Raw genomic sequence first — 19,601 nt, forward strand, 5'->3', positions numbered from 1 at the left:
ATCCCCACCGGCCGGCGGCTGTGGCCGTCACCCGGGCCCGCTACAATCCCCCTCCAATGCACGGTCTCAATCCTCCCCAAGCCGCCGCCGTTCTGCACATCGAGGGCCCCCTGCTGGTGCTCGCCGGTGCGGGCAGTGGCAAGACGCGCGTGATCGTCGAGAAGATCGCCCACCTGATCGGCTGTGGGCGCTATCCCGCGCGCCGCATCGCGGCGATCACCTTCACCAACAAGTCGGCCAAGGAGATGCGCGAGCGCGTGGCCAAGCGCCTGCGCGAGCAGGACGCCGACGAGGTGACCATCTGCACCTTCCACGCCCTGGGCCTGAAGTTCCTGCAGATCGAACACGCCGCCGTTGGCCTGAAGCGCGGCTTCTCGATCTTCGATGCCGATGATGCCGCTGCGCAGATCAAGGACCTGATGTCCGGCGCCAAGCCCGACGACATCGAGGACATGAAGAACCTGGTGTCGCGCGCGAAGAACGCCGGCCTGTCGCCCGAACAGGCGATGGCCGCCGCGCGCAGCAACCGCGAGAAGGAAGCGGCCAGTGTCTACGAGCGTTACCAGCTGCGCCTGACGGCGTTCAACGCGGTCGACTTCGATGACCTGATCCGTTTGCCGGTGCAGATCCTGGAGGAGAATCCGGAGATCGCGCTGGCCTGGCGTGAGCGCATCGGCTACCTGCTGGTGGACGAATGCCAGGACACCAACGACGCGCAGTACCGGCTGCTCAAGCAGCTGGCCGGTGACAAGGGCAACTTCACCTGCGTGGGCGATGACGATCAGTCGATCTACGCCTGGCGCGGCGCCAACCCCGAAAACCTGCAGCAGATGGGGCGCGATTACCCCACGCTGGAAATCATCAAGCTGGAGCAGAACTACCGCTGCTCCAACCGCGTGCTGCGCGCGGCCAATGCGCTGATCGCCAACAATCCGCATGAGCACCTGAAGAAGCTGTGGAGTGACCAGGCCGACGGCGAACGCATCCGCGTGTGGGAATGCCGCAACAGCGAACACGAAGCGGAAAAGGTCGCCGCCGAGATCGCCTTCGTGGCGCAGTCGCGCAATGTGCCGTGGAGTGATTTCTGCATCCTGTTCCGCGGCAACTTCCAGTCGCGCCCGCTGGAAAAGGCGATGCAGCTGCTGCGCATTCCCTACCATCTGACCGGCGGTACCATGTTCCTGGAACGCCAGGAAGTGAAGGACACGCTGGCCTGGCTGCGGCTGCTGGTGAACCCGGACGACGACACCGCGTTCATGCGTGCGGTGCAGTCGCCCAAGCGCGATGTCGGCGCCGGCACGCTGGCCAAGCTGGCCGAGCTGGCACAGGAAAAAGACATCCCGATGGCGCATGCCGCCGAGTCGATCGGCGCGCTGCAGCAGCTGCCGCCGCGTGCGGCCAACAGCCTGGCGCGCTTCACCGACATCCTGCGTGACCTGCGCGCGCAGACCCGGCAGATCACCTCCGGCGACATGATCCGCAAGGTCGCCAAGGAATCGGGCCTGCTCAGCGAGCTGCGCCAGCAGGCCAAGGAAGAGGCCAGCTACCAGCGCCGTGCGAACAACATCGAGGAACTGGCGCAGTGGTTCGAGGGCGGCCCGCGCGGTGCCACTGCGGCCGACCTGGCTGGCCAGCTGGCGCTGCTCTCGCGCAGCGACAAGGACGAGGGCGGCAACCAGGTACGCATGATGACCATGCATGCGTCCAAGGGCCTGGAATTCCCCTATGTCTTCATCGTCGGCTGCGAGGACGGCGTGCTGCCGCACCAGGTCAGCCTGGACGAAGGCAACCTGCAGGAAGAGCGGCGCCTGCTGTACGTGGGCATCACCCGCGCGAAGATCCAGCTGTGGATGAGCTACAGCAAGCTGACGCGCAAGTTCGGCGAGCATGTGCGGTTGAAGCCGAGCCGTTTCTTCGAGGAGATTCCGGCCGAGGAGATCCAGCGCGATGGCGCGGACCCGGTGGCCGATGCGGCGCGGAAGAAGGAGCGCGCGACGGCGGGGTTGGCGGCGATCGAGGCGCTGTTCGACTAAGGCGCTCCAACGGCGCCGCCCATCCGTGGTGGAGCGCGCGTGGGGTGCGCGGTGTGGCCGCTCGGGGTGGGCTCGCGGGGGACGCCGTGAACCCACAGACCGGCCCAGCCGCTGGCGGCTGTGCGTTCGGGCGCTTGCGAAGCAGTACTTCGCAAGCAAAGCGCCCTCACCCCTGGGGGCTTGGCCGCGCCATCCATGGCGCGGATACCCCCGCGAACCCACTCCGACCGGCCTCTGACGGATTCCAGGCGCCTCCTGCCACGGCAATGCAGAGAAAATCAAAATCAACAGCCGGGCGTTGAGGCAGAATCGGGGTTTCGGCTGGAGGTCTGCGCGTGCATCCCATCGAAAGCGAACGCCTGCGGCTGCGCCGCATCGAGCCGGATCGGGATGCGCTGCCGATGCTGGCGCTGCTCAATGATCCCGGCTTCATGCGCTTCATCGGTGACCGCAACGTGCGCAGCGAGGAGCAGGCGCGGGAGTACATCGCGCTGCGGGTGCTGCACAGCTATGCGTTGAACGGCTTCGGCATGTACGCGATCGAGCGGCTCGCCGATGGCGCGTGGCTGGGCAACGCCGGCCTGGTGCGGCGTGATGGCCTGCCGGGGCCGGATATCGGCTATGCGGTGCTGTCCGAATTCGCGGGGCAGGGCTATGCCAGCGAGGCGGCGCGGGCGGTGTTCACGCATGCGCGCTCGCAGCTGGACATCGAAGATCTGTACGGTATCACCGACCTGGACAACGTGGCCTCCGGGCGGATCCTGCTGGGGCTGGGCATGCACCAACGCGGCGTGATCCAGCTGCCGAACGTGGACAGCGCGAGCCGGCTGTACGCCACGCCGGGGGCGGCGGCGGTTCAACAGCCAGCATGATCCGGTGGGGTATGGTGCAGATCTGTTTTCCTGCACGGATGCTTCGATGCTGATCAACGCGTATTCCACTCTCGGCCCGGTGCTGGCACCGCCACCACAGGCCGGCAGTGCCTCCGTCCGTGGTCTTGATGACCCCACGCTGGCGCCGCACCTCGGCGGCTTCGTCAACTACGTGCTGGGCCATGGCGACGGGCAGATGACCGCCGCGCGCTATCACCTGATGCGGCACGTGCAGCGCGTGCGCCAGCACTATCTGTTCGAGCTGGCCGAGGCTGATCTTGAGGCGCTGCAGCCCTGGCTGCTGCAGGCCAATGCGGTGTGCTTCCTGGAAGATGGCAGCGTGCGCGATCCGGCCGGCAGGGTGCTGTTGGGTGAAGCGCCCGATCCGCAGGCGCAGGTGCCGTATCCCGCCGATGCCGGGCAGCGCCGTGCGCGCAGCCAACAGCAGCTGCAGGCCCACGAGCTGCGTGTCCCGCCGTCATTGCCACCTGTGCTGGGTGCGGCCGAGGCACAGCTGCGCAAACCTGCCCAGGTCTGGGCCAGGGCTCAGGCGCTGCTGGCCTGCGCGCTCCGCGCCGAGGCCCTGCAGTCCGGTGAACCACCGTTGAGCCTGGCCGAACTGGCCGAGCGTCTGCCGGCGCTGCCGGAGGCCCTGAGCCCGGCCGAGGCCGCCTTCATCGCGCACGGCGACGCCGAGGCTGCGCTGCCATTCGCCTGGCGCTACGAGAGTCTGGCCGTGCTGCTGTGGGCGCTGGGGCTGTCCGAGGCGCTGCCGTGGCCGCAGGCGACCTGTGCGGTGCCGGATGTGGTCGGCGCCCTGCTGCAGGCGGCTGACAGTGGCAGCGTCCCTGCGATCCTGCGCGATACCGCCGTGCTGCTGGATGCGCTGGATCTGCACTACCGCCTGCACTGGGCCGCACGTGAGGCCCAACGCCAGGGTGCGCCGCTGCCGGGTGCACTGGTGGGCGGCGTGATCTACGAGCGCCATTACGCGCTGAACTGGTTGTTCTGCTTTGAACAGGCCGACTGGGACGACGTCGATACGCCGACCTGAGTTCACATGGCATCGTGCCGGCCAACGGCCGGCACCTGCCCCTCAACCGCCGCGCAGTTCTGCCAGCTGGGCCTGCAGCTCGGCCACCGCTGCTTCCAGCTGGGCCACGCGCTCGGCCAGGCCGGGGTCGGCCGCTTCGCTGCCGCCACCTCCGCTGCTGGCGTACTTCGCGGCCAGCGCCGCACCGTCCACCTCACCGCACAGCAGGTGCATGTAGCGGTCCTCGCGCTGGCCGCTGGCGCGCGGCAGCACCACCAGCAGGGCGCGCTGCTGCAGGCGCTCGATGGCGTGGCGGGCTTCGTCCACATCGGCGAAGCGGTACAGGCGCTCGCTGCGGGTGACCAGCTCGCTCAGGGTCTGCGGGCCGCGTAGCAGCAGCATCGCCAGCAGCACGGTCTGCTGCCGGGTCAGGTCCAGCGCGCCCTGCAGGCGGTGCTCGTAGCGGTCGGCGCGCGAGGAGAAGTGCTGGCGCGCCAGGCCCAGCGTCTCCAGCTGGCGCAGGGCGTGCTGCACGCTGCCGGCGTCTACGTTCATCACCGGCTCGCGGGCGGTCTTCTGGTTGGCCGCCGACTGCGCGGCATTGACCGTCAGCGGGTAGGTGTCCGGGGTGGTCGCCTCCTTTTCCACCAGGCAGCCCAGCAGGCGGGCCTGGACGGCATCGAGCAGGGGGACGTCGGGGGTCTGGACGGGATCGGTCATGGCGGCCTCCGCAAGGCAACGGGTCAACCCCGAAGCATAGCCGTGCCACGGTCATCTTTGCCGGTAAAATGGCCGGGTATATCTGATTGCCGGTGAATCCTGATGCGTCGTCCCGTTTCCCTGTCCCTGACCCTGCTCGCCACTGCGGCGATCGGCCTGTCCGCCTGCAAGCGCGTCGATGCGCCTGCCGCCGAGGCCCCCGCCCCCGACGCCCCGGCTGCGGCCGTCAAGGCCGACGGTGCGCGTGATGCGACCGCCAACGACAACCTCAATGCCGTGCTGTGGATGCAGCGCGCGCAGGAGTACAAGGCGATCACCGAGCAGACCTACCGCGCCGCCGCCGACCACCTGGACGCCGCGCTGAAGGAAGCCCACTGGGACGCGCTGGTGCCGGAAGAACGCGGTAACGCGGCCAAGGGCCTGAAGCCGGCCGTGGTGCTGGACGTGGATGAAACCGTGCTCGACAACTCCCCCTACCAGGCGCGCCTGGTGCGCGACGGCAAGGAATACGACGAGCTGACCTGGGACCAGTGGGTGGCCGAGAAGAAGGCCAAGGCCATCCCCGGCGTGGTTGATTTCGCCAAGGCCGCCAACGCCAAGGGCGTGACCCTGCTGTACATCTCCAACCGCGCCGTGCACCTGAAGGACGCGACCCTGGCCAACCTGCGCGAGCAGGGCCTGCCGGTGGCCGACGACAGCGTGTTCCTCGGCCTGGGCACCGTGGTCAAGGACTGCGAGCAGAACGGCAGCGAGAAGAACTGCCGCCGCCGCCTGGCTGGCCAGCAGTACCGCGTGCTGATGCAGTTCGGTGACCAGATGGGTGACTTCGTGGAAGTGACCGCCAACACCAACGAAGGCCGCGATGCGCTGTTGCAGCAGTACCACGACTGGTTCGGCGAGCGCTGGTGGATGCTGCCGAACCCGACCTACGGCGGTTTCGAGCCGGCCCAGTTCAACAACGACTACACCCAGTCGCGCCAGGCCCGCCACGACGCCAAGCGCGCTGCGCTGGATTACGCACCGTGAGCCGCGCACCGCTGCCGCTGCGCGATGACGAACGGCTGATCTTCGCCCTGGACGTGCCTGACCGCGTGCAGGCGCTGGAGTGGGTCGATCGCCTGGGCGACAGCGTGGCGTTCTACAAGATCGGCATGGAACTGCTCGCCTCCGGCGACTATTTCCAGGTGCTGGACGAGCTGGCCCGCCGCGACAAGCGCGTGTTTGTCGACCTGAAGTTCTTCGACATCCCGGCCACCGCTGCGGCGGTGATCAAGCGCCTGTCGCAGTGGCCGGTCAGCTACGCCACCATCCATGGCTGGCACCCGGCGATGATGGAGGCCTGCGCGGCCGCCAACAGCAGCGACATGCGCCTGCTGGCGGTGACCGTGCTGACCTCGATGGGGCGCCCGGACCTGGCGCAGATGGGCATCGACCGCGAGCCGGTGGACGTGGTGGTCGAGCGCGCGCTGGCCGCCCAGGCCGCCGGCATCGACGGCGTGATCGCCTCCGGCCAGGAAGCCGGCCCGATCCGCGCCGCCACCGGCGCCGGGTTCTCGATCGTCTGCCCGGGCATCCGTCCAGGTGGCCCGGTCGGCGATGACCAGAAGCGTACCGTCGGCGTGGCCCAGGCCTTCGCCGATGGCGCCGATGCCATCGTGGTCGGCCGTCCGATCCGCCTGGCCGCCGATCCGCAGGCGGCCGCGCGGGCCATCCAGCAGGAAATCGCGTCGGCTCTGGCTGCACGCTGAGCCCCACTCCGACGGCGGTCACGCCGGTACCACGAACGCCATCCCGCCGAATGCGGGATGGCGTTCGCACTTGTGCCTGTTGCCCTGACGCACCCGACCCCAGCCGGGAAAACTGTGCGCGGTATCGCGCTGTGCACATGGTTCGCCCTCTATCAATCGATACGCCAGCACGGACCGCGGCCGTGCCGGTTCCAACCATTGATTGATAGAGGAATACACGGATATGTATCGCAGCACCTCTTTGTTGTTCGGCGGCCTGCTGGCCGCTGCCATCGTCTTTCCCGCTGCGGCGGCACCCCAGCCGCGCGAAGCACCGCGCATCATCGGCGGCGAGGCTGCGAAGCCGGGCGACTACCCGTTCATGATCAGCATCCAGCGCTTGTCCTACGGTGACAGTGACCACGGTCGCCACTGGTGTGGCGCCACGCTGATTTCGCCCTCCTGGGTGCTGACGGCCTCGCACTGCGTGGAGGGCGATCGCCCCGCTGATCTCGCCGTGCTGGGCGGCGTCACCGCGTTGTCCACCGAACCGTCGGCACGCGCATCCAACGTCAAGGCCATCCATGTCCATCCAGCGTTCAACAGCGGCAATTCGCTGGAGCATGACGTCGCCCTGATCCACCTGAGTGCGCCGTTGGCCGATGCGCAGCCGGTGGCGCTCCGGTTGCGACCCGATGCCAGCTATCTCAAGCCGGGCCGGGAGTTCACGGTGATCGGCTGGGGCGACACCGATATTACTGACGGGAGGGTCTATCCCACCCAGCTGCACACGGTGCAGACCCCGTTCGTGCCCTTCGCCGAGTGCCAGCAGGCGTACGCGGGCGAGCTGGCACGCGGCAAGGTCATCTGCGCGGGCCGCGAAGGCATCGACAGCTGCCAGGGCGATTCCGGTGGGCCGCTGCTGCTGCGCCTGCACGAGGGCTGGACCCAGTTCGGTGTCGTCAGCTGGGGCGAGGGCTGCGCGCTGGCCGGCTACCCCGGTGTTTATGCCCGAATCGCCGAAAAACATGCCGTAGATTTCATTGAAGCGGTCTGGCAGAAGGATTGATTCAATAAAATCAAACATTTAAGTCAGGTTACATGACGTATTGCCTTAACTTCGGAGGCGGCGTAGCATCGCCGCCATCCGGTCCCTGGGCCGGAGATGTGCCACAACTGTCCACTGGCCTCGGGCCGGTTTGAAGAGCCTGCGATCCCTATGATCCGGGCTCTTTTTTTGACCCCTCACTGGCGGCAAGGGTTGCCGCTGTCACCTTGCAGGCCGCAAGATGCGGGCCGGTACGGGGAGTCCGATTGCATGAGCCTGGCAGTGCGAGGAAGGTCCGCGCGTGGATGGGGGCTGGCAGCCATGGTGCTGCTGGCGGTGGCGGCGTGCCGCCAATCCGGCAGCGACCCGGCCAAGCCGGCGGCCGAGCCGGTAGCGGCGGTGCAGGCCATGGCCCAGCGACTGGTCGAGGATGACCTGGTCGGCTACGCGCGCCTGTCGGTGCCGCCGGGCCAGTACCAGCGGCTGCAGCAGGCTTGGACCGACGGCCACAGCCAGTGGCCGCTGGGCGAACTGCCGCTGGGTGACCAGATGCTGCCGATGCTGGCCGCGCTGCGCGAGCCGCAGGCCGCCGCCCAGCTGCAGCGCAGCTTCGACCGCCAGCTGGCCGGCCAGGCCAGCGCGGTGCGCCAGGCGGCGCAGTCGATGGGCAACTTCGGCGTGCAGTACCTGCGCCACCAGAAGGGCTACACCCCCAGCCAGCAGACGCATTACATCGTCCTGGTGGAAACCCTGGCCGGCTGGGCGCAGGGCGCGCCGATCAGCGACCGGGCCCGCGCCCGCAGCAGCATCGCCGCGCTGGTCGAGGCCGCCGCCAAGGTCGGCTTCGACAACGAGGACGGTCTGCGCGCGGCCGGCATGGAAGGCAGCCTGCAGCAGCTGGCGCCGTTCCTGCACACCGTCAAGGCCGTCCTGGCCAGTTACGGGCTGGGCGTGGACGACGCCCTGCGCAGCCTGCGCGGGGAGCTGCTCTCGGTGGAAGGCGACAACGCCCTGGTCCGCATGGAATACGAACTGGCCGGGCGCACCCTGCAGCTGCAGCTGCCGCTGAGCCGGCGCGAAGGCCACTGGTACCTGACCCGCACCCTGGCCGACACCGATGCCCTGCTGCGCAAGGCCGATGCGGCCCGCGCGGCCGCCGCGCCGGAGCCCGCAGAGGCCCCCGCCGCCGGCGGGGAAGCGGCAACCACGCCGCCTAAGCCATAATGGCGCCGATGTCGAAACAGAACCCGCTGCCGTTCCCCGGCGAAGAACCCCAGCAGACGCCCGCCGATCCGGCCGCGGCGTCTCCCTCGACCGGTACCGGCTCCAATCCGGTGCTGCCGCCCGCGCACGCCCGTCCCGCTGGACGTCGCCCCTTCTGGGCGCGCCTGCTGGGCCGCCTGGTCGAGCCGTGGCTGGCGCTGAAGATCGAGCCGGAGGACCCGGGCCAGTACAACGACGGCCGCCCGGTCGTGTACGTGCTGGAAGACTACGGCCTGTCCAACGCGCTGATCCTGGACAAGGCCTGCCGCCAGGCCGGCCTGCCCTCGCCGCTGGTGCCGCTGGCCGGTGACCCGACCGGCCGCAAGCGCGCCTACCTGGCGCTGTCGCGGCGCAGCTCCAGCAATTCGCTGATCCCCGAGCAGCGGGGCGCCAAGACCCATTCCGATTCGCTGGCCAAGGTCCTGCAGGCGCACCGCGTGCGCGACGACCTGGACGTGCACCTGGTGCCGGTGTCGATCTTCGTCGGCCGCGCGCCGGACAAGCAGAGCGGCTGGTTCGCCGTGCTGTTCTCGGAAAACTGGGCGCTGGTCGGCCGCTTCCGCCGCCTGCTGGGCCTGCTGCTGAACGGCCGCAGCACCATCGTGCGTTTTGCTCCTCCGATCTCGCTGCGCAGCACCGTGGACGAGGGCCTGGAGCCCGAGCGCACCGTGCGCAAGCTGCAGCGCGTGCTGCGTACCCATTTCCGCCGCATCCGTGAATCGGTCATCGGCCCCGACCTGTCTACCCGCCGCCTGCTGGTGGACCAGGTGCTGGCCGCCGAACCGGTGCGCGAGGCGATCGCCGCGCAGGCCAAGCGCGACAACTCCAAGCCGGCCGATGCCTGGAAGAAGGCGCACGCCTACGCCTGGGAAATCGCCGCCGACTATTCCAGCCCGGTGGTGCGTTCGGCCAGCTTCATGCTCAGCCACGTGTGGAACCGCATCTACGCCGGCGTGCTGGTGCACCACCTGGACAAGTTCAAGGCCGCCGCGCCGGGCCACGAAGTGGTCTACGTGCCCAGCCACCGCAGCCACATGGACTACCTGCTGCTGTCCTACCTGCTGTACGACCGTGGCATCGTGCCGCCGCACATCGTGGCTGGCATCAACCTGAACCTGCCCGTGGTCGGCACCCTGCTGCGCAAGGGCGGTGCGTTCTTCATCCGCCGCTCGATCCGTGGCAACGCGCTGTACTCGGCCGTGCTCAGCGAATACGTCGCGCAGCTGGTGGCCGGTGGCTATTCCATCGAGTACTTCGTCGAAGGTGGCCGTTCACGCACCGGGCGCCTGCTGCAGCCCAAGGGCGGCATGATCTCGATGACCCTGCGCGCGTTCCTGCGCCAGCCGCGCAAGCCGGTGCTGTTCCAGCCCATCTACATCGGCTACGAGAAGCTGATGGAAGGTGGCAGCTACCTGGACGAACTGTCCGGGCGGCCGAAGGAGAAGGAATCGATCTGGTCGCTGCTGTGGGGCATCCCCAAGGTGCTCAAGCAGAACTACGGCCAGGTGGTGGTGAACTTCGGTGAGCCGATCGCCCTGAACGACGTGCTGGCCGAGAAGGCGCCGGAGTGGAACGGCGAGGCGGTGCCGGAGGACGAGAAGCCGTCGTGGCTGTCGACTACCGTCGATACCCTGGCCGACCGCATCCAGGTGCGCATCAATGGCGCCGCCGACGTCAACCCGATCAACCTGCTGGCGCTGGCGCTGCTGTCCACGCCCAAGCACGCGATGGGCGAGGCCGACCTGATCGCGCAGATCGAGCTGTGCAAGACCCTGCTGGAAGAAATGCCGTATTCGGGCCGGGTGACGGTGACCCCGCACTCGCCGGAGCGCATCATCGCCCACGCCGAGGAAATCAACGTCCTCACCCGCATCAAGCACCCGCTGGGCGACGTGCTCAGCGTCAGTGGCGATACCGCGGTACTGCTCAGCTACTTCCGCAACAACGTGGTGCACCTGTTCACCGCTTCGTCCTGGGTGGCTTGCTGCTTCCAGAACAACCGCCGCATGAGCCGTGCCGGCCTGGTCCGCCTGGGCCGCACCGTGTACCCGTTCCTGCAGGCCGAGCTGTTCCTGCCGTGGAGCGAGGACGAGTTCGCCCAGCGCATCGAGCAGACCATCGACGTGTTCATCCGCGAAGGCCTGCTGCAGCAGGTTGCCGACGATGACGGCGGCATGCTGACCCGCAATACCGGGCAGACAGACGAGGTGTTCCGCCTGCGTGCCATCGGCCATTCGCTGCAGCAGGCGTTCGAGCGTTACTACATCGCCATTTCGGTGCTGGTGAAGAACGGCCCCGGCACGTTGGGTACCGCCGAGCTGGAGAGCCTGTGCCAGCAGGCCGCGCAGCGCCTCAGCCTGCTGTACGCGCCGGCCGCGCCGGAGTTCTTCGACAAGTCGCTGTTCCGTGGCTTCATCCAGAAGCTGCGCGAGCTGCGCCTGGTGTGGCCGGACGAGAACAGCAAGCTGCTGTTCGACGACCGCCTGGACAGTTGGGCCAAGGACGCCAAGTTCATCCTCGGCCGCGAACTGCGCCACACCATCGAGCGCGTCAGCCCGGAAGCGGCGCGCCCCGACGAGCCGACGCCACAGGCATGAAGGTAGCGCCGGGCCATGCCCGGCGAATACCGGGACGAAGCAATAGATCCACGCCATGCGTGGATGGGGCCTACGCCGGCTCGTCCGGAATCTGCAGGCTCTCCAGCTTCGCGATGCAGTCCTTCAACTGCAGCTTGCGCCGCTTCAGACGTTTCGACTCCAGCTCATCCTCGCCATTGGCGGCCATCCGGGTGATCTGTTCATCCAGCACGCGGTGTTCGGCGCGCAGGGCGACGAGGCGTTCGACGATCTCGGCGGGGCTGTAGGTATCCACAGCCTCCGAGCATACACAGCGCCGATGACCATCGGGAGAGGGGGACCCCGCGCCGCGGCCGGCGCCGGCCCCAAGCCGCTAGAATGGCAACCATGAGCGCCGTGATTTCCCTGCCCGATCCCCTGCCGCGTGCGCCCGCCGCACCGCGCGTGGGCCCGCGCGCGGACCACCTGCGTGGGGAGCAGCCGCTGGCCAGGCGCCTGCGCCGCCAGGTCGGCCAGGCCATTGCCGATTACGGCATGATCGAGGCCGGCGACAAGGTGATGGTCTGCCTGTCCGGCGGCAAGGACAGTTACACCCTGCTGGACATCCTGCTGCAGCTGCAGAAGAGGGCCCCGGTGCCGTTCGAGCTGGTCGCGGTGAACCTGGACCAGAAGCAGCCCGGCTTCCCCGGACACGTGCTGCCCGAGTACCTGGCCAGCCTGGGCGTGGCGTACCAGATCATCGAGCAGGACACCTATTCGGTGGTCAGCCGGGTCATCCCGGAAGGCCGCACGATGTGTTCGCTGTGCTCGCGCCTGCGCCGCGGCGCGCTGTACAACCATGCCGAGAAGCACGGCTTCACCCGCATCGCGCTGGGCCATCACCGCGACGACATGGTGGCCACCTTCTTCATGAACCTGTTCCACCACGCCAAGCTGTCGGGCATGCCGCCGAAACTGCGCAGCGACGACGGCCGCCACGTGGTCATCCGTCCACTGGCCTACGTACGCGAGCGCGACATCGTCGCGTACGCCCAGGTACGTGATTTCCCGATCATCCCGTGCAACCTGTGTGGCAGCCAGGAAAACCTGCAACGCCGCCAGGTCGGGCTGATGCTCCAGCAGTGGGAAAAGGACCATCCCGGCCGCATCGACCAGATCGCCCGGGCCATGGGCCAGATCCACCCCTCGCAGCTGGCCGATGCCAGTCTGTTCGATTTCATGGCGCTGGGCCGTCGCGACGAGGCACCCTTGTCCGATGCCCATGCCTGGCTGGCCGGTTCGCCGGCCGACACCGACGCAGCTCCCGAGACGCCCGCCGCTTAAGGTGGGACGCCCTTCCTCTTCGCCATCCGGAATTCCATGTTCTTTCGCAACCTGACGTTCTTCCGTTTCCCGACCACCACCGATTTCTCCGAAGTGGACACCCTCCTGCCGCACGCCCTGCTCAAGCCGGTCGGTGCGCTGGAAATGAATTCGCGTGGCTTCATCTCGCCCTTCGGCCGCGAGGAGAAGGAGCTGCTGTCGCACCGCATCGCCGAACACCTGTGGCTGACCGTGGGCGGCGAGGACAAGATCCTGCCGGCGGCGGTCGTCAACGACCTGCTTGAGCGCAAGCTGGAGGAGATCGAGGAGAAGGAAGGCCGCCGCCCCGGTGGCCGCGAGCGCAAGCGCATGAAGGACGACCTGCTGCATGAACTGCTGCCGCGCGCCTTCGTGAAGTCCTCGCGCAACGATGCCTTCATTGATCTGCAGCACGGCTATGTCGCGGTGGACACCTCCAGCCGCAAGACCGGCGAGTACTTCATGTCCGACATCCGCGGCCTGCTCGGCAGCTTCCCGGCGATGCCGCTGAACGCCGAAGTCGCGCCGCGCTCGATCCTGACCGGCTGGATCGCCGGCGAGCCGCTGCCGACCGGCCTGAGCCTGGGCGAAGAGTGCGAGATGAAGGACCCGGTGGAGGGCGGCGCGGTGGTCAAGTGCCAGCACCAGGAACTGCGCTGCGACGAGATCGACAAGCATCTGGACGCCGGCAAGCAGGTGACCAAGCTGGCGCTGATCTTCGAGGACAACCTGTCCTTCGTCATCGGCGACGACCTGATCGTGCGCAAGCTGAAGTTCCTCGACGGCGCCCTGGACCAGCTGGAGCATGCCGACGAAGACGGCCGCCGCGCCGAGTTCGACGCCCGCTTCGCCCTGCAGAGTGCCGAGATCCGTCGGCTGTTCCTGCTTCTGGAAGAAGCCTTCAAGCTCAGCAAGGCTGACTGAACACGCACTGCGCGGGCCGCTGGTCATCCAGCGGCCCCGCGCAGCGCTATGCTGGGCACATGAGCCGCCTGCTGCGCCGCCTGATCAGCCCGACCCCGCCCGCCACCGTGCAGCGCGACACCGTCCGCCTGCGCCTGGACGATGCCGAGATCGAGGTGCTGCGTGTGCGCGATCCGCGCGCGCGGCGCATCAAGCTGAGCGTGGATGAGCGCGGCGCACGCCTGACGTTGCCGCCGCGGGCCAGCCTGGTGATGGGCGAGCGTTTCCTCGAACAGCACCGCGACTGGTTGGCGCTGCAGCTGCGCGTCTACCAGGACAACGGCCTGCCGGCACCGCTGCAGCCGGGCGAGGAGGGCATGCTGCCGCTGCGTGGCGAGCTGCTGCCGGTGCGCTGGCAGGAAGGCCGCTTCGCACGCCTGGAGATCGACGAGCACGGCGCCTGCGTGCAGTGGCCCACCCGTGCCGGCGACGCCACCCTGCGCCGCCTGCTGCGTGAATTCTTCGAAGCACAGACCCGCGCCGACGTCGGCCGCTGGCTGCCGAAGTACCTGCCCGGCCTGCCGCGCGCGCCCAGCCGGGTGCGGCTGAAAGTGATGTCGTCGCAATGGGGCTCGCTGGCCCCCGACGGCAGCATGGCGCTGGACCTGGCCCTGGTGCTGGGCCGCCCGGAGGCCTTCGAATACGTGCTGGTGCACGAGCTCTGCCACCTGATCCAGGCCAACCACTCGCCTGCGTTCTGGCAGGAAGTGGAGCAGCGTTTCCCCGCGTGGCGCGAACAGCGCGATTACTTCCAGCTGGAAGGCCGACGCCTGAAGGCGATGCTCCGCCAGCTGCTGTAGCTGTAGCGCCGAGCGCACGCTCGGCTTATGCGCGAAGCGCGGGGTTTCCAGTCAACCCGACGCGGAGCAGCCGAGCACGGGCTCGGCTCTACAAAGAGCGGGCGCTCCGGATCCTGTAGCGCCGAGCCCACGCTCGGCTTACACGCGAAGCGTGGGGTTTCCAGTCAGCCCGACGATAAGCAGCCGAGCATGGCCTCGGCTCTACAAAGAGCGGGCCCTCCGGATCCTGTAGCGCCGAGCCCACGCTCGGCTTACGCGCGAAGCGTGGGGTTTCCAGTCAACCCGATGAGAAGCAGCCGAGCATGGGCTCGGCTCTACAAAGAGCGGGCGCTCCGGATCCTGTAGCGCCGAGCGCACGCTCGGCTTACGCGCGAAGCGCGGGGTTTCCAGTCAGCCCGACGCGAAGCAGCCGAGCACGAACTCGGCTCTACAAAGAGCGGGCGCTCCGGATCCTGTAGCGCCGAGCCCACGCTCGGCTTACGCGCGAAGCGCGGGGTTTCCAGTCAGCCCGACGATAAGCAGCCGAGCACGGGCTCGGCTCTACAAAGAGCGGGCGCTCCGGATCCTGTAGAGCCGAGCCCACGCTCGGCTTATGCGCGAAGCGCGGGGTTTCCAGTCAACCCGACGCGAAGCAGCCGAGCATGGCTCGGCTCTACCGGGCCGCGCGCAGCGCCGCTGCCGCTGCCCAGCGTGCCGCCACCCGCGGCGCGGTAATGCACACCGCCTCATCGGTCACCGTCGTCACCGCCCGCTCCAGCAGCTGGATATCGGCCTCGTGCTGGCGCGCCACGTGCGGATCCTCGAAGAAGATCGCGCGCTGGCAGCGACCCTCCAGCACGCGGTCGGCAATCTGCGCATCGCCGCCCATCGGGCCGCTCTGGTAGCGCGTCACCCACGGCGTATCGGTGGGCCAGCCGCGGCTCCACGCCAGCTCGTTGAGGCGCTGGCCGGTGGTGCCGGTGGCCACGCGCTCGCCGAAGCGGGCCAGCACGTCGAAATGCTCGTCGGCGAAGGCCAGCATCGCCGGCTTCATCGCATCGTGGGCGATCAGCGCCAGGGTCTGTCCTTCGAACGCATGCAGGTCGTCAGCACCGGCATCGGCGGCCAATCCGGCGTGGACGCGTTCGATCTCGATCCAGTCGCGCGCGGTGGCGACAGTAGAAATGAACGGCTTGCCATGGATCACGCACTGACGCTTGAGCGCGGTCGCCTCGGGAAACACCGACGACGGGTCGACCGGATCGATCAGGTAGATCGCGCCATCGAGGGTGCGCTCCGGTCCCATGCCGACCACTTCGGCCACCAGCTTCATCAGGCCGCCCTGGCGGCCGTAGGGATAGCGATGCAGGCCCGCATAGCCGGACAGGAAGCCGTTGCGCTCGATCGCGTCGTGGGTACGGCCGACTGCATGCAGGGACACGCCCAGCTCGCGCAGGCCCGGCTCACTGGCACGCAGCCAGCGGAACAGCGCGGCACGCGCGTCATGGTGGTGCAGGCGGTTGGCGGCCAGGCCGATGCGCATCGCGGGCGTCCTCAGTGGTGGAAGCGGCAGTGTATGTCGCTATCAGTATCGCTGGAGCGTTTTGCAATTTTCCTCATTGTCGCTGCGGGCCGCGTCGCTAGCGTGGCAGGTGGCCGCTGCTTCGTGCAGCCTGCGGCCTGAGGAGTAATCGTGAGTGTCGCGGGTTGTCCTGATGTCGGCGCTGCGCACCGCCGCTGGCGGTGCAGCGGCGTGCTGCTGGCCCTGCTGATGGTGCTGCCGGCTTACGCCGACGACTGCAGCGGCCCGCTGCGGCTGGTGCATGCCTCGGCGCCGTCGTCGGTACCCGCGGACCAGGCCGGGCCCGTGCACGGGGGCATCGCCGCGGTGCTGGCCGCGCTGCGCGCCGCCGAGCCGACGCTGCAGGTGCAGCCGGTGGCCGCCGACCTGCTGGGCGAAGGCCAGCTGCCGGCCGGCACGCAGGCCGTGCTGGGCTGGTCGCGTGGGCAGCTGCCTTCGGGATGGCCGGCCAGTGCCACCTACCTCGAGATACCGCAGGTGATCGTACGCCGCCGCGATGCCCCGCCCATCCTCGACCTGGGCGGGCTGCGCGGGCAGACCGTGGCCACGCCCGATCCGGCACAGCTGTCGCCCCTGCTGCAGCGGCAGGCGCCCGGCGCGCTGCTGCTGCCACCGATGGCGGTGGACACCGCCCTGCGCCTGCTGGTGGCCTCGCAGGTAGATGCGGTGGTGGCCAACCTGGTCGACGTCAAGCGCCTGCTGCGGGAGGGCAACGAGAACGCGCTGCAGGTCGCCGCGCCAGCCGGCTTCGACGATGCCCTGGTGCTGGCCACGACGCCGGCCTGCCGGCACTGGCTGGCCGTGTTCGACCCCCACCTGGCACCGCTGTCCAGCGTACGCGGCATCGCGTTGGCCACGCCGGATAAACCGGCATCGAGAACGGCTGCCGTACCGATGCCGCCGTGGCTGCGCGGCCTCGCTGCTGCCTTGCTGGCCCTGCTCGGGCTGGGGCTGGTGCATGCCCTCGGCTACTGGCGGCTGCACCGCGAAGCGCAGCGCCGCCGTGCCCTGCAGCAGCGCCTGCAGGAGGTCAGCGCGGGTCTGCCCGCGGTGGTCTATCGGACCCGGCGCAGCGCCACGGGCGAGTACAGCGTGCTCTACCTGACCGGAGACGTGCAGGCGCTGTTCGGCATGAGCGTGGACACCGCGCGCGTAGAGCACTGGCGGCTGCTGGCGGCCGTGCACCCGGAGGACCGCGGACCGGTGATGGCCCATGTCGATGCGGCGGCAATGGTGCGCGGGCCGATCGACGTCACCTTCCGCTGCCGCGGGCGGATGGGCTGGCGCTGGGTGCGTTCGCACGGGCGGCCGGTGGACTGCAGTGATGGTGATGGCAGCGGCGTCGAATGGAGCGGCTACTGGATGGACGTGACCGAGGCGCAGATGCGTGTCGGCACCTTGAACGACGCACGGCGCGAAGCCGAGCAGGCAGTGGTGGCCAAGGCCCACTTCCTGGCCAGGATGAGCCAGGAGATCGGCGCACCGATGAACACCCTGATAGGCATGCTCGACGACTTGGCAGAGACGTCGCTGGACCCGCGCCAGCGGCAGCTGCTGGCCACCCTCGACGAGGCGGCCGTGGTACTGCGGCAGATCCTCGAGGCGGTGCTGGACAGCGAGCGGAAGCGCGAGGGAGGCCGCCCCTCCCAGGCGGAGCCGACCGATCTGGCCGCATTGCTGCGGGGCGTGCAGCGCCTGCTGGCGCCGCTGGCCGCCAGCAAGGGACTGCACCTGCACTGTGTGCTGGACCCGGCGCTGCAGACCAGTTCGCTGGTCGATGGCCTGCGCCTGCGGCAGATCCTGTTCAACCTGGCGGGCAACGCGCTCAAGTTCACCGCGCATGGCGGGGTCGAGCTGCGCCTGCAGGTGCAGCGCCAGGCGGCTGCCGGCCAGCATCTGCGGCTGCAGGTGGCTGACACCGGGGTGGGTATCAGTCCGGAGCGGCAGCGGGCGGTGTTCGCGCCTTATACGCAGGCCGAGGCCTCGACCACCCGCCGCTTCGGTGGCAGTGGCCTCGGACTGGCCATCTGCCGCGAGCTGGCCGCCGCACTGGGCGGCGAACTGCAGCTGCACAGCGTCCCCGACGAGGGCACCACGGTCAGCCTGGACCTGTACCTGCCTGCGTGCGACGCCCCTCCAGCGTCGGCACCACAGGCCGCCCAGGCCCCGGCGGCGGCCGGATCAGTGCGCCAGTAGGCGCACGATGCTGGCAGCGGCGTCGCGGCCTTCGGCCACGGCCGTCACCACCAGGTCCGCACCGCGCACCGCATCGCCGCCAGCAAACAGGCGCGGGTGCGAGGTCTGGTACGGCAGGCGGTCCTTGCCACCGGCGACGATGCGGCCATTGGACTGGCCTTCCACGCCGTGCTCGGACAGCCACGCCGGCAGCGTCGGCGAGAAACCGAACGCGATGATCACCACGTCCGCTTCCAGCAGCGATTCGCTGCCCTCGATCGGCACCGCGTTCTGGCGGCCATTGGCATCGGGCTCGCCGAGGCGGGTCTCGACCACGGTCACGCCGATCACTTCGTCATCGGCACCGGCTTCGATCGACAGCGGCTGGCGGTTGAACAGGAAGCGCACGCCTTCCTCGCGCGCATTGGCCACTTCGCGCGCGCTGCCGGGCATGTTCGCCTCGTCGCGGCGGTAGGCACAGGTGACCTTGGCCGCGCCCAGGCGCACCGCGCTACGCACGCAGTCCATGCCGGTGTCGCCGCCGCCGAGCACGACCACGCGCTTGCCGTTGAGGTCGGGCAGGGCGATGGTGTCTTCCCAGCCGGCAATCGGCCGGCCCTTCGGATCATCGCCGCTGACGATGCGGCTGTTCTGCACCAGGAACGGCAGCGCCGGCAGCACGCCCTTCAGGTCCTGGCCGTCCAGGCCGCCGTCGGTGTAGCGGTAGGCACCAGTACCGACGAACACCGCATCGTGGCTGTCCAGCAGCTGCTGCACGCTGACATCGCGGCCGATCTCCACGCCCAGGCGGAACTGCACGCCCATGCCCTCAAGCACCTCGCGGCGGCGGTGGATCACGTCCTTGTCCAGCTTGAAGCTGGGGATGCCGAACTGCAGCAGGCCGCCGATCTGTTCGTAGCGGTCGTAGACCACGGCGGTGATGCCGGCGCGCGCCAGGCGGTCGGCGCAGGCCAGGCCGGCCGGACCGGCACCGATCACCGCCACGCTCTGGCCGGTGGGCTGCACCGCGGCCAGGTCGGGGCGCCAGCCACTGGCCAGCGCGGTATCGACGATGTACTTCTCCACCGCGCCGATGGTCACCGCGCCGAATTCCTCCAGCGTGCAGCTGCCTTCGCACAGGCGGTCCTGCGGGCAGACGCGGCCGCACACTTCCGGCAGCGGGTTGGTGCTGTGGCACAGGGTGGCGGCTTCGTGGATGCGGTTTTCCTGCACCAGCTGCAGCCACTGCGGAATGGCGTTGTGCACCGGGCACTTCCAACTGCAGTACGGGTTGCCGCAATCCAGGCAGCGGCCGGCCTGGTACTGGGCGTCTTCCTTGCCGAACTTGCCGTACAGCTCACCCCAGTCGCCGGAGGTGCGCAGTTCAACCGGGATGCGCTGCGGCATGGTCCGGGGCAGATCGAGGAACTGGAATGCTTGCTTGCGGCTCATGGCTGGCTCTGTGGTTTTTTGCGGTTGCCGGCCAGCG

At 68.8% G+C, this 19,601-nt stretch carries 16 protein-coding genes; 12 read left to right on the forward strand and 4 right to left on the reverse strand.

Annotated features, from left to right (window positions below):
• The first annotated feature begins 56 nt into the window (after positions 1-56).
• The 3 genes from NQ204_RS06775 (at position 57) to NQ204_RS06785 (ending at position 3,959) form a co-directional block, all read left to right on the forward strand.
• A complete protein-coding gene (locus NQ204_RS06775; protein ID WP_116864813.1) occupies positions 57-2,033 on the forward strand; it encodes a UvrD-helicase domain-containing protein in 1,977 nt (658 codons plus the stop codon).
• Between the two features lie 335 nt (positions 2,034-2,368).
• On the forward strand, positions 2,369-2,905 hold the full coding sequence (locus NQ204_RS06780; protein WP_256643416.1) for a GNAT family N-acetyltransferase: 537 nt from the start codon (positions 2,369-2,371) through the stop codon (positions 2,903-2,905).
• A gap of 46 nt (positions 2,906-2,951) precedes the next feature.
• On the forward strand, positions 2,952-3,959 hold the full coding sequence (locus NQ204_RS06785) for a DUF4272 domain-containing protein (protein ID WP_256643417.1): 1,008 nt from the start codon (positions 2,952-2,954) through the stop codon (positions 3,957-3,959).
• Positions 3,960-4,001: 42 nt separating this feature from the next.
• On the opposite strand, the gene NQ204_RS06790 is transcribed toward NQ204_RS06785, so the two are convergent.
• Positions 4,002-4,658: a YceH family protein gene (locus NQ204_RS06790; RefSeq protein WP_256643418.1), complete on the reverse strand. Its 657-nt coding sequence runs from the start codon at positions 4,656-4,658 to the stop codon at positions 4,002-4,004.
• A 102-nt stretch (positions 4,659-4,760) separates the two neighbouring features.
• Here NQ204_RS06790 and NQ204_RS06795 point away from each other — a divergent pair, with 102 nt between their 5' ends.
• The 5 genes from NQ204_RS06795 to plsB all read left to right on the forward strand — a co-directional run bounded on the left by NQ204_RS06795 (position 4,761) and on the right by plsB (position 11,293).
• Positions 4,761-5,684 carry a 5'-nucleotidase, lipoprotein e(P4) family gene (locus NQ204_RS06795; RefSeq protein ID WP_116864809.1) on the forward strand — a complete coding sequence of 308 codons (924 nt, stop codon included), beginning with the start codon at positions 4,761-4,763 and terminating at the stop codon, positions 5,682-5,684.
• Positions 5,681-6,406: an orotidine-5'-phosphate decarboxylase gene (gene pyrF, locus NQ204_RS06800; protein WP_256643419.1), complete on the forward strand. Its 726-nt coding sequence runs from the start codon at positions 5,681-5,683 to the stop codon at positions 6,404-6,406. Before NQ204_RS06795 ends, pyrF begins: the two co-directional genes overlap by 4 nt.
• 223 nt (positions 6,407-6,629) lie before the next feature.
• Positions 6,630-7,454: a S1 family peptidase gene (locus tag NQ204_RS06805; RefSeq protein ID WP_256643420.1), complete on the forward strand. Its 825-nt coding sequence runs from the start codon at positions 6,630-6,632 to the stop codon at positions 7,452-7,454.
• A gap of 249 nt (positions 7,455-7,703) precedes the next feature.
• Positions 7,704-8,657, forward strand: coding sequence for a hypothetical protein (locus NQ204_RS06810; protein WP_343238454.1), 954 nt, complete (start codon positions 7,704-7,706; stop codon positions 8,655-8,657).
• Positions 8,657-11,293, forward strand: a complete 2,637-nt coding sequence (plsB, locus tag NQ204_RS06815) for a glycerol-3-phosphate 1-O-acyltransferase PlsB (protein ID WP_116864806.1) — start codon at positions 8,657-8,659, stop codon at positions 11,291-11,293. The genes NQ204_RS06810 and plsB overlap by 1 nt, the downstream gene beginning before the upstream one ends.
• A gap of 70 nt (positions 11,294-11,363) precedes the next feature.
• Here the strand turns inward: plsB and NQ204_RS06820 are convergent, their stop codons facing one another.
• Positions 11,364-11,567, reverse strand: coding sequence for a YdcH family protein (locus tag NQ204_RS06820; protein ID WP_079224582.1), 204 nt, complete (start codon positions 11,565-11,567; stop codon positions 11,364-11,366).
• 92 nt (positions 11,568-11,659) lie between these two features.
• Between NQ204_RS06820 and ttcA the strand changes: the two genes are divergently transcribed.
• The 3 genes from ttcA to NQ204_RS06835 are packed head-to-tail and all read left to right on the forward strand — an operon-like array spanning position 11,660 to position 14,376.
• A complete protein-coding gene (gene ttcA, locus NQ204_RS06825; protein ID WP_207776498.1) occupies positions 11,660-12,595 on the forward strand; it encodes a tRNA 2-thiocytidine(32) synthetase TtcA in 936 nt (311 codons plus the stop codon).
• Positions 12,596-12,631: 36 nt separating this feature from the next.
• Positions 12,632-13,537 (forward strand): recombination-associated protein RdgC, encoded by a 906-nt coding sequence (locus tag NQ204_RS06830; protein ID WP_005411825.1) that lies wholly within the window; start codon positions 12,632-12,634, stop codon positions 13,535-13,537.
• 59 nt (positions 13,538-13,596) lie between these two features.
• The gene (locus NQ204_RS06835; RefSeq protein WP_116864804.1) at positions 13,597-14,376 is read left to right on the forward strand and encodes a M48 family metallopeptidase; all 780 of its coding nucleotides are present in this window, start codon (positions 13,597-13,599) and stop codon (positions 14,374-14,376) included.
• A 652-nt stretch (positions 14,377-15,028) separates the two neighbouring features.
• Here NQ204_RS06835 and NQ204_RS06840 read toward each other — a convergent pair.
• Positions 15,029-15,898: a methylglyoxal synthase gene (locus NQ204_RS06840; RefSeq protein WP_256643422.1), complete on the reverse strand. Its 870-nt coding sequence runs from the start codon at positions 15,896-15,898 to the stop codon at positions 15,029-15,031.
• 228 nt (positions 15,899-16,126) lie between these two features.
• On the opposite strand from NQ204_RS06840, the gene NQ204_RS06845 reads away from it, so the two are divergent.
• On the forward strand, positions 16,127-18,133 hold the full coding sequence (locus tag NQ204_RS06845) for an ATP-binding protein (protein ID WP_305888317.1): 2,007 nt from the start codon (positions 16,127-16,129) through the stop codon (positions 18,131-18,133).
• Here the strand turns inward: NQ204_RS06845 and NQ204_RS06850 are convergent.
• On the reverse strand, positions 18,119-19,564 hold the full coding sequence (locus NQ204_RS06850) for an FAD-dependent oxidoreductase (RefSeq protein ID WP_164073868.1): 1,446 nt from the start codon (positions 19,562-19,564) through the stop codon (positions 18,119-18,121). The genes NQ204_RS06845 and NQ204_RS06850 overlap by 15 nt on opposite strands.
• Between the last annotated feature and the right edge of the window lie 37 nt (positions 19,565-19,601).

This window comes from Stenotrophomonas testudinis, assembly GCF_024499815.1.
In the GTDB taxonomy this organism is placed as follows: Bacteria; Pseudomonadota; Gammaproteobacteria; order Xanthomonadales; family Xanthomonadaceae; genus Stenotrophomonas.